This is a genomic window from Streptomyces sp. NPDC102467 (genome assembly GCF_044765445.1).
Taxonomy (GTDB): domain Bacteria; phylum Actinomycetota; class Actinomycetes; order Streptomycetales; family Streptomycetaceae; genus Streptomyces.
Window position 1 is genome coordinate 406,350 of record NZ_JBIWKA010000006.1, and the last position, 12,193, is coordinate 418,542.

Annotated in this window: 11 protein-coding genes; 8 read left to right on the top strand and 3 right to left on the bottom strand. The window is 71.8% G+C overall.

All coding sequences use genetic code 11. The annotated features are described in order from the left end of the window. Positions 1-40 precede the first annotated feature (40 nt). On the top strand, positions 41-1,516 hold the full coding sequence (locus ACIREE_RS14885; protein WP_404151043.1) for a PLP-dependent aminotransferase family protein: 1,476 nt from the start codon (positions 41-43) through the stop codon (positions 1,514-1,516). Between the two features lie 19 nt (positions 1,517-1,535). Here ACIREE_RS14885 and ACIREE_RS14890 read toward each other — a convergent pair whose 3' ends face one another. Then, positions 1,536-1,826, bottom strand: coding sequence for a DUF5955 family protein (locus ACIREE_RS14890; RefSeq protein ID WP_404151045.1), 291 nt, complete (start codon positions 1,824-1,826; stop codon positions 1,536-1,538). A gap of 233 nt (positions 1,827-2,059) precedes the next feature. Here ACIREE_RS14890 and ACIREE_RS14895 point away from each other — a divergent pair, with 233 nt between their 5' ends. Both ACIREE_RS14895 and aceB read left to right on the top strand, forming a co-directional pair. Then, entirely contained in the window at positions 2,060-2,674 is a 615-nt protein-coding gene (locus tag ACIREE_RS14895; RefSeq protein WP_404151047.1) for an NTP transferase domain-containing protein, read from the top strand. Positions 2,675-2,902: 228 nt separating this feature from the next. Continuing rightward, positions 2,903-4,534, top strand: a complete 1,632-nt coding sequence (gene aceB / locus ACIREE_RS14900) for a malate synthase A (protein ID WP_404151049.1) — start codon at positions 2,903-2,905, stop codon at positions 4,532-4,534. 165 nt (positions 4,535-4,699) lie between these two features. On the opposite strand, the gene ACIREE_RS14905 is transcribed toward aceB, so the two are convergent. Beyond that, complete coding sequence (locus ACIREE_RS14905) at positions 4,700-5,614, bottom strand: HipA family kinase (protein ID WP_404151051.1); 915 nt, start codon at positions 5,612-5,614, stop codon at positions 4,700-4,702. A gap of 170 nt (positions 5,615-5,784) precedes the next feature. On the opposite strand from ACIREE_RS14905, the gene ACIREE_RS14910 reads away from it, so the two are divergent. The 3 genes from ACIREE_RS14910 to ACIREE_RS14920 are packed head-to-tail and all read left to right on the top strand — an operon-like array spanning position 5,785 to position 9,135. Further along, complete coding sequence (locus tag ACIREE_RS14910; protein WP_404151053.1) at positions 5,785-7,053, top strand: FAD-dependent monooxygenase; 1,269 nt, start codon at positions 5,785-5,787, stop codon at positions 7,051-7,053. 16 nt (positions 7,054-7,069) lie between these two features. Continuing rightward, entirely contained in the window at positions 7,070-8,371 is a 1,302-nt protein-coding gene (locus ACIREE_RS14915; protein WP_404151055.1) for a VWA domain-containing protein, read from the top strand. Then, positions 8,371-9,135 carry a hypothetical protein gene (locus ACIREE_RS14920; protein ID WP_404151057.1) on the top strand — a complete coding sequence of 255 codons (765 nt, stop codon included), beginning with the start codon at positions 8,371-8,373 and terminating at the stop codon, positions 9,133-9,135. The genes ACIREE_RS14915 and ACIREE_RS14920 overlap by 1 nt, the downstream gene beginning before the upstream one ends. Before the next feature lie 172 nt (positions 9,136-9,307). Here the strand turns inward: ACIREE_RS14920 and ACIREE_RS14925 are convergent, their stop codons facing one another. After that, on the bottom strand, positions 9,308-10,006 hold the full coding sequence (locus ACIREE_RS14925) for a winged helix-turn-helix transcriptional regulator (RefSeq protein WP_404151059.1): 699 nt from the start codon (positions 10,004-10,006) through the stop codon (positions 9,308-9,310). Between the two features lie 91 nt (positions 10,007-10,097). Here ACIREE_RS14925 and ACIREE_RS14930 point away from each other — a divergent pair, with 91 nt between their 5' ends. Together ACIREE_RS14930 and ACIREE_RS14935 are read left to right on the top strand one after the other, a co-directional pair. Next, positions 10,098-11,306, top strand: a complete 1,209-nt coding sequence (locus ACIREE_RS14930) for a pyridoxal phosphate-dependent aminotransferase (RefSeq protein WP_404151061.1) — start codon at positions 10,098-10,100, stop codon at positions 11,304-11,306. Positions 11,307-11,337: 31 nt separating this feature from the next. After that, positions 11,338-11,958 carry a peptidase gene (locus ACIREE_RS14935; RefSeq protein WP_404151063.1) on the top strand — a complete coding sequence of 207 codons (621 nt, stop codon included), beginning with the start codon at positions 11,338-11,340 and terminating at the stop codon, positions 11,956-11,958. Positions 11,959-12,193: the final 235 nt, after the last annotated feature.

Sequence of the window (12,193 nt, forward strand, 5' to 3'; positions counted from 1 at the left end):
TGATTGGCCTGGACAGCAGGGCCAATGACGGGAATGTGGCATGGCGGTCGGCACAGGAGTCCACGGCCTGGACAGTGCGGCCGGGCGGCCGGGAGCCAAGCGCCTCGCCGCTCTGGTGACGGGCGTCGCCGGGGAGCGGCCGGGCTATCGCGGGCTCGCGCAGGGTATGCGGACGCTGCTCCTCGACGGACGGGTGGCGCTGCACACGCGGCTGCCGGCCGAGCGCGAGTTCGCGACGGCGCTCGGGGTCAGCCGGGCCACGGTGACGGCCGCGTACGACCTGCTGCGGGAGAGCGGGTACGCGCGCAGCAGGCGCGGGGCCGGAACGTGGACCGAGCTGCCGGAGGGCGCGCGCCTGACGAGCGTGCGCACGCCGGAAGCCGGGGAGGACGTCATCGATCTGGCCATCGCGGCTCCCGGCGCGCTGGCGGACGAGCTGGCCGCCGCCTACGCCGCCGCGAGCGCGGACGTGGCCCGGCACGCGCTGACGCCCGGCTACCACCCGTACGGTCTGGCGGAGCTGCGGGCCGCGATCGCCGAGCGGTACACGCGGCGCGGTCTGCCGACGCGGCCGGAGCAGATCCTGGTCACGTCCGGCGCCCAGCAGGCGGTCGCGCTCACCCTCACCCTGCTCGGCAGACCCGGCGACCGGATCGCGGTGGAGAACCCCTCGTACGCCAACGCCCTTTCCGTCATCCGGCAGTTGGGGCTGCGCACCGCCCCCGTGCCGGTGACGGAGGACGGGTGGGACGCCGAACTGTTCGGCGCGATCCTGCGGCAGTCGGCGCCCCGGCTCGCCTATCTCATCCCGGACTTCCAGAATCCGACGGGCCGGCTGATGCCACCCGACCAGCGCCGGCAGATCATCGCCGCCGCCCGCGCGACCGGCACCTGGCTCGTCGTCGACGAGACGATCGCGGACATCGCGCTCGACACCCCGACGCCGCCGCCGTTCGCCTCGCTGGCGCCGCACGGCGGTGAACAGATCGTCACCGTCGGCTCGTTGAGCAAGGGGCACTGGAGCGGTCTGCGGGTCGGCTGGGTACGGGCGGGTGCGCGGCTGATCACCGAGCTGACGGCGCAGCGGGTGATGGCCGACATGTCCGGTTCCGTTCTCGACCAGCTGGTGGCCCTGCGGCTGCTCGGCCGCGAGGAGGAGATCCTGCGCCGGCGGCTTCCGTTGCTGCGCGCCCAGCGCGACCGGCTGACCGGCCTGCTCGGCCAGGAGTTCCCGGACTGGCGCTGGCAGGTGCCACCCGGCGGGATGTCCCTCTGGATCGATCTCGGCCGGCCGATCGCCTCGGCACTGGCCGGAGCGGCGCTGCGGCACGGGGTGCGGATCGAGGGCGGGTCACGGTTCGGCGCGGACCCCGGCACGTTCGAGCACCGGCTGCGCTGGCCCTACACCCAGCCGGCCGAGGTCGCCGAGGAGGCGGTGCGGCGGGTCGCCGCGGCCGTCGACGCGGGGGTCGGCCCGGCGGGTGACGAGCCGGGCCGACCGCACTGGGTGGCCTGAGAGCCTGCCTTCGAACCCCTCAGCCCCGGGATCCGGGTCCCCCGAACAGCTCGATCGCCCCGCGGACCTGGGTGAGCGCCGCCGACAGGGCGCTCACCGAACCGATCGCCCCCGCGATCAGCAGCAGTGACCGGCGCAGCCGCGGCACCTCGGGGCTGCCGCCGTCCGCCATGGCGTCGAGGGCCGCGAGCTCGTCCTCGGCGATGCCCCGGTCCATGAACTCGGCCGGGTGGGCGGCCAGTTCGCGGCGCAGCCGGGACACGGCCGTGCGCAGCTCCGCCACCCGCGGATCCTCGTCGCTGCCGGTCACCGGAGTCCGCCCCTGTCTGTGCTCCACGCTCCGCAACACAGGTATCCCCCTCGCACCTCGTTGTGCGCCCGTCGTACGCCTTCGCCGCAAACCCGCGCGGGGCGCTGATCGAGCGCCCAACTCGGGTTCGAGGGCGCCCAGTTAACGCCACGACCGCCTTTCGCGCCAGTCCGTTGCGTAAGGCAACTTCACGTGTGCGGGCGTCGGCCCGGCCTGTGCTGTATGCAGGGGGCATGACGACCAGAGAAACGGACGGGATCGCCGGACTGCTGCTCGCCGCGGGCGGCGGGCGGCGGCTCGGTGGGCGCCCCAAGGCCCTGCTGCCCCATCGCGGACGCCCGCTCCTGGAGCACGCGGTGCGCATGTTGCGCGAGGGGGGTTGCGGGCCGCTGCACGTGGTACTCGGAGCCGCGTCCGGTGACGTACGGGCGCGGGCCGACCTCGAAGGGTGCGTGATCGTGGAGAACCCGGCGTGGGAAGAGGGTATGGGGTCGTCTCTGCGGGCAGGCCTGGACTCCCTCACCGACCCGGATACCGGAAGCGGCGCGGCCGCCGCGCTCGTCCTCCTCGTGGACCAGCCGGGCATCGGCGCCGCCGCGGTGGCTCGGGTCCGTGCGGCGTACCGCTCGCCCGCGTCCCTGGTGGCGGCCGCGTACGACGGGGAGCGCGGACATCCGGTGCTGTTCGGGCGGGACCACTGGGCGGGGATCGCGGCGAGCGCGGACGGGGACCGGGGAGCGCGCGCCTACCTGAAGGAACACGCGGGAGCCGTGGAACTGGTGGAGTGCGGGGATGTGGCGCAGGCGTACGACATCGACACGGCGGCAGACCTCCGCCACCTTGAGTGAAGCCACCTCGAGTGAAGCCACCTTGAGTGAGAGGCGTGGCACTGAGCGCCACGATCTGTCGACTCAGAGAATCTCGACATCAACAAACGATTGAACTTCCACGATAAGGAAACTAATATCCACTGCTGAGAAGGGCCGGTCCCCGAGAACGGGGCCGACAGCCGTACCCAGGCGCCTTGGCACCGCGTGCCGCCCGCGCCGCCGCTCGCTGAAGGAAGTGACAGCCTCATGTCCGCACCAGCGCCGTCCCCGCTGGCCATCGTCGACGCCTCGCCCCTGCCCCGGCAGGACGAGGTGCTCACCGATGCGGCCCTCGCCTTCGTGGCCGAGCTGCACCGGCTGTTCACGCCCCGGCGTGACGAGCTCCTCGCCCGCCGCGCCGAGCGCCGCGCCGAGATCGCCCGCACCTCCACGCTCGACTTCCGCCCGGAGACCGCCGCGATCCGCGCGGACGACTCCTGGAAGGTCGCCCCCGCTCCCGCCGCGCTCGACGACCGCCGCGTCGAGATCACCGGCCCGACCGACCGCAAGATGACGATCAACGCGCTCAACTCGGGCGCGAAGGTCTGGCTCGCCGACTTCGAGGACGCGTCGGCGCCGACCTGGGAGAACGTGATCGGCGGCCAGCTCAACCTGACCTCCGCCTACAACCGCTCCCTCGACTTCACCGACGAGCGCACCGGCAAGTCGTACGCCCTCAAGGACGCCGACCAGCTCGCCACCGTCGTGATGCGCCCGCGCGGCTGGCACCTGAACGAGCGCCACCTCGTGGACGAGAGCGGCACGCCGGTCCCCGGCGCCCTCGTCGACTTCGGCCTCTACTTCTTCCACAACGCCCAGCGCCTCATCTCGCTCGGCAAGGGCCCGTACTTCTACCTGCCGAAGACGGAGTCGTACCTGGAGGCCCGCCTCTGGAACGACATCTTCGTCTTCGCCCAGGACTACGTCGGCGTCCCGCAGGGCACCGTCCGCGCCACGGTCCTCATCGAGACGATCACGGCCGCGTACGAGATGGAGGAGATCCTCTACGAGCTGCGCGACCACGCGAGCGGTCTCAACGCCGGACGCTGGGACTACCTCTTCTCCATCGTCAAGAACTTCCGCGACGGCGGCCAGAAGTTCGTCCTGCCGGACCGCAACCTGGTGACGATGACCGCCCCGTTCATGCGGGCGTACACCGAACTCCTCGTGCGCACCTGCCACAAGCGCGGCGCGCACGCCATCGGCGGCATGGCGGCCTTCATCCCGTCGCGCAAGGACGCCGAGGTCAACAAGGTCGCGTTCGAGAAGGTCAAGAACGACAAGGACCGCGAGGCCGGCGACGGCTTCGACGGCTCGTGGGTCGCCCACCCGGACCTCGTTCCGATCGCGATGGCCTCCTTCGACGCGGTCCTCGGCGAGAAGCCGAACCAGAAGGAGCGGCTGCGCGAGGACGTGTCGGTCGCCGCCGGTGACCTGATCGCCATCGACTCGCTCGACGCGAAGCCCACCTACGACGGTTTGGTCAACGCCGTTCAGGTCGGCATCCGCTACATCGAGGCGTGGCTGCGCGGCCTCGGCGCCGTCGCCATCTTCAACCTCATGGAGGACGCTGCCACCGCCGAGATCTCGCGCTCGCAGATCTGGCAGTGGATCAACGCCGGTGTCGTCGTCGAGCGAGCCGGGGACGCGGTCACCGTGACGGCCGACCTGGCCCGCGAGGTCGCCGCCGAGGAGCTGGCGAACATCAAGGCCGAGATCGGCGAGGAGGCCTTCGCGGCCGGCAAGTGGCAGCAGGCCCACGACCTCCTGCTCCAGGTCTCCCTCGACGCGGACTACGCGGACTTCCTGACGCTGCCGGCGTACGAGCAGCTCCGCTGACCGACCCGTATCCAGGCCCCCGGCACCGTGCGGTGCCGGGGGTTTTTGCCGCTGGAGCTGCGGCGAAGCCGCATGCTTCAGGGGCGCGGGGAACTGCGCGACCAGCCACGACGAGAGCCGCGGACGGCCGCACGCCGCACAAGGCAGACGATCCCCGCCCCCGGATCACCCCAGATGGACGGACCAGTCCTGCGCAGCCGCAGGCTTCCCGTGCAGATCCGGAACCCGCTTCAACCAAGCGGGGCGGCCTCGCTCCGTGGCAGCAGCCCGCCGGGCATCCGCTGCCGCCAGTTCGTCCCGGGAAGGGAAGTCGGTGGGCAGCCACGCCGCCGAGCTGCGCGCGCGGGCGAGCAGATAGCTGACGTAGGCATCGCGCACCGCGTCGGGGGTGTCGAAGCCCGGCTCGCCGGTCAGCCAGGCGTCCGGGACCAGGGCGACGACCTCGCGCAGCAGTTCCTCGGTGACACGGGGTGCCAGTTCGGCGTCGGCCGCGCGGGTGTCCGGGGCGTAGCCGCCGAGCGCGTGGTGCCGGAAGTCGTAGGCCTTGTCGGGCGCGGCCGCGTCCCAGCGGTGGTGGAAGACGAGCGCCGCGCCGTGGTCGATGAGCCAGAGCCTCGGCAGGGCCGTGCCGGACGTGGGCCAGACCATGAGGTTCGAACTGTGCACCGTGCGGTCGACGTTGACGGTGAGCGCGTCCAGCCAGACGATCCGGCCTGCCTCCAGCGGGTCGACCGGGAACACCCCGGCGATCTCCGGCGTGAAGTCCGCGGCGCCCGGCAGGAAGTCCATGCCGAGGTTCAGCCCCGCGCTCGCCCGCAGCAGATCCTGGACCTCCTGGTGCGGCTCGTCGGCGGCGACCGCCGGGTCGAAGTGGGCGAGCACCAGCTCCGGGAAGCGCAGCCCGAGACGCCGGGCCAGCTCCCCGACGACGATCTCCGCGACCAGCGCCTTGACGCCCTGCGCGGAGCCGGTGAACTTCAGGACGTACGTCCCCAGGTCGTCGGCCTCCACCACACCGGGTACGGAGCCTCCGGCGTGCAGCGGGTTCACGTAGCGGGTGGCGGTGACTTCTCTCAGCACACGGCCAGGCTATACGGGGCGTCCCCCAGGTTCTCGCCCGGCGACCCCCACCTGCGAGGATCACCCGCGGTGGGCGCCGCGGGGCCGTCACCAGTCACCAGTCACCAGTCACCAGTCACCGGCCATCAGCTATCAGCTATCAGCTATCAGAACGGAACGGATAAACGGACATGGGCAAGAGCACAGCATCCGTCGCGGTCGTCGGCGGCAGCATCGCGGGGTGCGCCGCGGCCCTCGCCGCGCACCGCGGCGGTCTGCGCGACATCACGGTCTTCGAGCGCGCGGCAGGGCCGCTCGGCGAGCGGGGCGTGGGGGTGACGTTGCACAACGCCCGGTACGCGGAGCTGGAGGCGTCCGGATATGTGGACGCGGGGATGCCGTGGGTGCAGATGACGACCCGGCGTTGGTACGTGCGGGACGAGCGGTCCGAGCAGCCGACCGGGCGGCTGCTGTGGACGACTCCGTTGCCCTTCCGTACCTACAACTGGGGGCCTTTGTGGGGGGAGTTGAGGCGCCGGATCCCGTCGGACGCCGACTTCCGGGCGGGGGCGCGGGTCCAGCAGGTGACGGCGGCGCCGGACGGTGCGGGCGCCTTCGTGGATCTCGGCTCCGGTACACCCGAACACTTCGACCTGGTGATCGGCGCGGACGGCTACCGGTCCGTGGTGCGGGCCGCGGCCGGCGGTGACGTACGCCCGTCGTACGCCGGATACGTGGCGTGGCGCGGCGCGTTCCCCGTCGAACGGCTCGCCTCGCCGGAGCTCTGGGCCGAGGACGAGGCCGCGTATGTCGTGTTCCCCGGCGGCCACCTGGTCGCCTACCGCATCCCTGATCCGGCGACCGGCGGGCACCGCGCCAACTGGATCCTGTACACGGCGCCGCCGCCCGGCCACGACGCGGCGCTCTCCGCCTCTCCCACGAGCCTGCCGCCCGGTACGGCGTCGGACGCGCTGCGGGACCATCTGGCGTACGTGGCAGCGGAGTTGCTGCCCCCGTTCTGGGCCGACCTGGTCATGGCGACGACCCCGGACGAGCTGTTCCTCCAGCCCCTCTACGACTTCACGGCCGACCGGTACACGGCGCCCGGCATGCTCCTGATGGGCGACGCGGCGACGGTGGCCCGGCCGCACACCGGCGCGGGCGCGGTCAAGGCCCTCCAGGACGCGACGGTCCTGGAATCCGCGCTGACGTCGGCCTCCGATGTGCCCGACGCCCTGGCGGCGTACGACGCGGACCGCACTCCCGCGGGCCGCACGATGGTCGGTCTGGGCCGCCGGATGGGAGAGGCGATGGTGACGGGAACCCCGGACTGGGGTGCGTTGGACGCCGCCGGAATGGAGGCCTGGTGGACGGGGATGGACAAGAGGGGCGCTTTCGGGGGACGGGAGTTGGCGCGGGGGCGCGAGGAGAGGTCTCGTTTTGGCGTGTCCCCGTCTTGATCCATAGGATCCGCCGATGATCACAAGACAACGGCTGGCGGCGGGCGCGTGCGCCGTGTTCGCCGCCCTGGCCCTGGGCGGCCTCGCGCCCACCGGCATCGCGGCGGCCGCCGACGAGCCCGCCGGGGACACGCCCGCCCCCAAGGTCGAACTCGTCCTGGACGTCAGCGGTTCCATGCGCGCCCGCGACATCGACGGCGACTCCCGGATGGCCGCGGCGAAGCAGGCGTTCAACGAGGTCCTCGACGCGACGCCCGAGGAGGTTCAGCTCGGCATCCGCACGCTCGGCGCCAACTACCCGGGCGAGGACCGCAAGACGGGCTGCAAGGACACCGCGCAGCTCTACCCCATAGGCCCGTTGGACCGCACCGAGGCGAAGACCGCCGTCGCGACGCTGCAGCCCACCGGCTGGACCCCGATCGGCCCGGCCCTGCTGAAGGCCGCCGGGGACATGAACAAGGGCGCCAAGGGCGACGACGGCGGCACCCGCCGCATCGTCCTCATCAGCGACGGCGAGGACACCTGCCAGCCGCTCGACCCGTGCGAGGTGGCCCGCGAGATCGCCGCGAAGGGCATCGGCCTCACCATCGACACGCTCGGCCTGGTGGCCGACGCCAAGACCCGCGCGCAGCTCTCCTGTATCGCCGACGCCACCGGGGGCACGTACACCTCGGTCCGGCACAAGGAGGAACTGACCGACAGGGTCGGCCAGTTGGTGGACCGGGCGGCCGACCCCGTGGTCACGCCCGTCGCCACCGAAGGTGCCGCGCAGTGCGCGGACGCGCCCGAGCTGAAGTCCGGCCTCTACACGGACCGCGAGAAGTTCGGCGAGCACCGCTACTACCGGGTGGACGTCGAGCCCGGCAAGGAACTGCGCGCCTCCGTGAGCGTCTCGGCCGACCGGGCCGTGAACCGTGACTACGGCGTGCTGCTGCGCGCGGTCACCACGCACGGCCGGGAGATCGTCCGCGGCCAGGAGTCCGGCGACGGACGCACCGATGTCGTCTCCACCGGGCTGCGCTACCCGAAGGCCGAGCAGGACTCGTCGGCCGACGACGGCGAGACGCAGCCGGAGACGGTCTGCCTCCAGGTCTCGAACTCCTACTCCGCGCCCGCCTCCGTGAAGACGACCCCGGGTCTGCCGGTCGAGCTGACGGTCGACGTGGTGGACGGTCCTGACGCGGCGTCCGACGTGGCCGCGTTCGGCCTGGGCCGCGGCTGGTGGCTGCTGGGCGCACTCGTCGTGGTCGGTTTCCTCGCGGGTGTGCTGTGGGGCTGGATCTCGCGCTGGCGCGTCGCCGTATGGAGGACCAACTGATGCGAGGCACAAGGTTGTTGACGGGGCTGCTGCTGGGCCTCACGTCGCTGGCCGCGTTCGCCGGTACCGCTGTCGCCGGTGGTGACGACGGGGACGACGGCCCGAAGAAGGCGCCGACGGAGGCGGGCACGTCGTTCCGTACGGCCACCTCGATCGCGCAGGACCAGAAGGCGACGGCGAGCGCGTCGACGGGTGACTACCTGTACTGGTCGTTCGCGGCCGACTCGGGGCAGCGGCCGACGGTGAAGGCCACCGTCGACCTGCCCGAGGAGCAGGCCCGGCACGGCGCGCAGACCTGGCGGATCGACGTGTACGACGGGCTGCGCCGCCGCCAGTCCTGCATGTACGGGACCCAGGCGCGAGCGGTGGCCGCCGACGCGGCGCACGTCGACCTCGCGTGCACGCTGCGCGCGGTGCGGGCCTGGTCCGAGCCGTGGGCGAACGACCCGCTGCCCGGCACGTATTACGTACGCCTGACGGTGACCGGGCTCGCCGACACCGATCTCGGTCTGCCCGTGTCGGCGTCGGTCGAGGCCGCGTCGAAGGACATGGGCGGCGCGGCGGCGGTGGACGGTTCGCTGTCCACCCCGCTGGTTCCCGGGTCGACCGTCGCCGCCGACGACCACGACTGGGCCTCCGGCTGGTGGACCAGTCGCTGGGTCTGGACCGGTGCGGGCGCGGTGCTTGCCGCTCTCGCCGGTATCGGTGGGTATGCGCTGACCCGGGGCTCGGGCCGCCCCGGACGCGTACCACCCGCGATCTAGCGTCACCGGGTGCGCCCCGTCCTGCCAGGGGCGCACTCAACTCACCGGGTGCGCCCCGTCCGGCCAGGGGCGCGGGGAACTGCGCGACCGGCCACGACGGCGGCGCACCCGTGAACTCGACATCAGCCCCTACGGCGCGCAGGCCACGGGGCTCCACCCCGGACCCCGCTCCTCAATCGCCGGAGGGGCTTGAGTGGTCGGAGGGGCTTGAGTGGCCGGAGGGGCCTGAGGAATCCGAAGGATCTGCACCGCGTAGCACCTTCGCCAGCGGCCCGTCCCCCACGACACCGACTCGCCCCTCCCGCACCGCCTCCACCAACCCCACCGCCCCCCGGGCGACCGCACCGCCCACCTCCCCGTCGAGCGTGACCCGCACATCGGGCTCACCCTCCGCGTACGCCCCCTCGCCGTACACCGGTTCGCCGCCCACCCGCACGTGGAACGCCCCTTCCTCCAGGGCCACTTCGACGATTCCGGGTTCACCGAGCGCCGCCAGCTCGCGCAGCACCGGCAGAGCCAGCCAGTGCGCCCGCACCGCGTCCGTGGGCCGGCGTTCGCCCAGCTCGGACGCGCCCCACTCGCCGAGCGCCAGCAGGACGGGCAGCAACTGCTGTCCGCGCGCGGTGAGTTCATAGACGTACGCCGAAGCGGGAGCCGCGAGTCTGCGTCGCGCGGCGAGTCCGTCGCGCTCCATGTCCTTCAGGCGGGTGGCCAGCATGTCCGTGCTGACGCCGGGCAGGTCGGCATGGAGGTCGGTGTAGCGGCGCGGACCCGCGAGGAGCTCCCTGACGATCAACAGCGTCCAGCGGTCCCCGACGGCGTCGAGAGCGCGGGCTGCGGCGCAGTACTGGTCGTAACTTCGACGTGGCATGGCTCGCAGTCTATGCAAGTTGTTGGACTTTCCAAGCTCCAGCTTGGTAAAACCAAGTAACAACACACTGGTCCGCCTGGAGGGCACGCGCATGGAGTTCCGGCAGTCGAGCAAGCTCAGCGAGGTCTGCTACGAGATCCGCGGCCCGGTGATCGAGCACGCGAACGCGCTCGAGGAGGCCGGCCACAGCGTGCTGCGCCTGAACACGGGCAACCCGGCACTGTTCGGCTTCGAGGCGCCCGAGGAGATCGTCCAGGACATGATCCGGATGCTCCCGCAGGCGCACGGCTACACCGACTCGCGCGGCATCCTCTCGGCCCGCCGCGCCGTCGCCCAGCGCTACCAGGGCCTCGGTCTGGAGGTCGGCGTCGATGACGTCTTCCTCGGCAACGGCGTCTCCGAGCTCGTGACGATGGCCGTGCAGGCGCTGCTCGAAGACGGTGACGAAGTCCTCATCCCCGCGCCCGACTTCCCGCTGTGGACCGCGGTCACCACGCTCTCCGGCGGCAAGGCCGTCCACTACCTCTGCGACGAGCAATCGGACTGGTACCCGGACCTGGACGACATGGCGGCCAAGATCACGGACCGCACCAAGGCCGTCGTCATCATCAACCCGAACAACCCCACCGGCGCCGTCTATCCGAAGGAGATCGTCGAGGGCATCCTCGATCTCGCCCGCAGGCACGGCCTGATGGTGTTCGCCGACGAGATCTACGACCAGATCCTGTACGACGACGCGGTCCACCACAGCGCTGCCGCCCTCGCCCCGGACCTCGTCGTCCTCACCTTCTGCGGCCTCTCCAAGACGTACCGCGTCGCGGGCTTCCGTTCGGGCTGGCTGGTCGTGACCGGACCGCGACAGCACGCGAAGAGCTATCTGGAGGGCCTGACGATGCTCGCCTCCATGCGGCTGTGCCCGAACGCGCCCGCCCAGTACGCCATCCAGGCCGCCCTCGGCGGGCGGCAGTCGATCCGCGAACTGACCATGCCCGGTGGCCGGTTGCACGAGCAGCGCGACAAGGCGTGGGAGAAGCTGAACGAGATTCCCGGCGTCAGCTGCGTCAAACCGAAGGGCGCACTGTACGCCTTCCCGCGCCTCGACCCGAAGGTCCACAAGATCGTGGACGACGAGAAGTTTGTCCTGGACCTGTTGCTGCGCGAGAAGATCCAGGTGGTCCAGGGCACCGGCTTCAACTGGCCGCGGCCCGACCACTTCCGCATTCTCACCCTCCCGTACGCTGACGATCTCGACGCCGCCATCAGCCGGATCGGCCGCTTCCTGAGCGGCTACCGCCAGTGACGCGGCCTTCGCCGGACCGACGGGAGAGTCAGTGACGTCCTGCACCACGTGCGCGTACCCGAGCCATACCCAGTTCGCCTCGCCCGGTCTGGTCGGCCCGATCGTCTCGGGTGAGTTCGACCGGGCGCGGGACCCCGCGTGGCGGGAGTCGGGGGCGGCGACGGTGGAGGACTACGCGCGCTGGTGCGGGCACCTGTGCGGAGCGACGTGCCTGCGCATGGCGCTCGGCTCCGACGCACCCTCACTCTTCGAACTCCGCGACGGGGCCCTGAAGTTCGGCGCGTACACCGTGGACGCCGACGGCGAGATCCACGGGATGATCTACGCACCGGCCGCCGAGTACGTACGGGAGGCGCTCGGTGTCGACGCGCGGGTGCACCGCGAGCTGACGACGGACGGCATCGGGGAACTCCTCGACGCGGGGCGGCTCGTCATCGCCTCCGTCCACTACGCGATCCGCCGTCCCCACGAACCCGCCCCCGGCCGCGGCGGCCACCTGGTCCTGGTCACGGCCCGCACGCCGGACGGCGCGGGCTTCCACTTCCACAACCCGTCGGGCACGGATCAGGCGACGCGCACGGCGGAGCTGCCGGTGGAGCGGTTCGGGGAGTACTTCGCGGGGCGGGGCATGTCGGTGGGCCCGGGGGCGTAGCCGGCCCCCGGGCCCGTGTGATGCCACTCGTGTCGCACACCGGCACGCTTGAGGACCCCGGTCAGTTTCACGATCCCGCGTCCTGCCGTTGGACTACCGCCCATCGAGCTGGGCGGGCCGGATTCGAACCGGCAATTCAGGATCCCGGGCCGGGCCCGGTCGATCCGGTGATGAGTGGCGAATGCTGAGTCTGGAGCGAGAGTCTGAGATTGACGGCGGTACGCGTCCTGCTCTG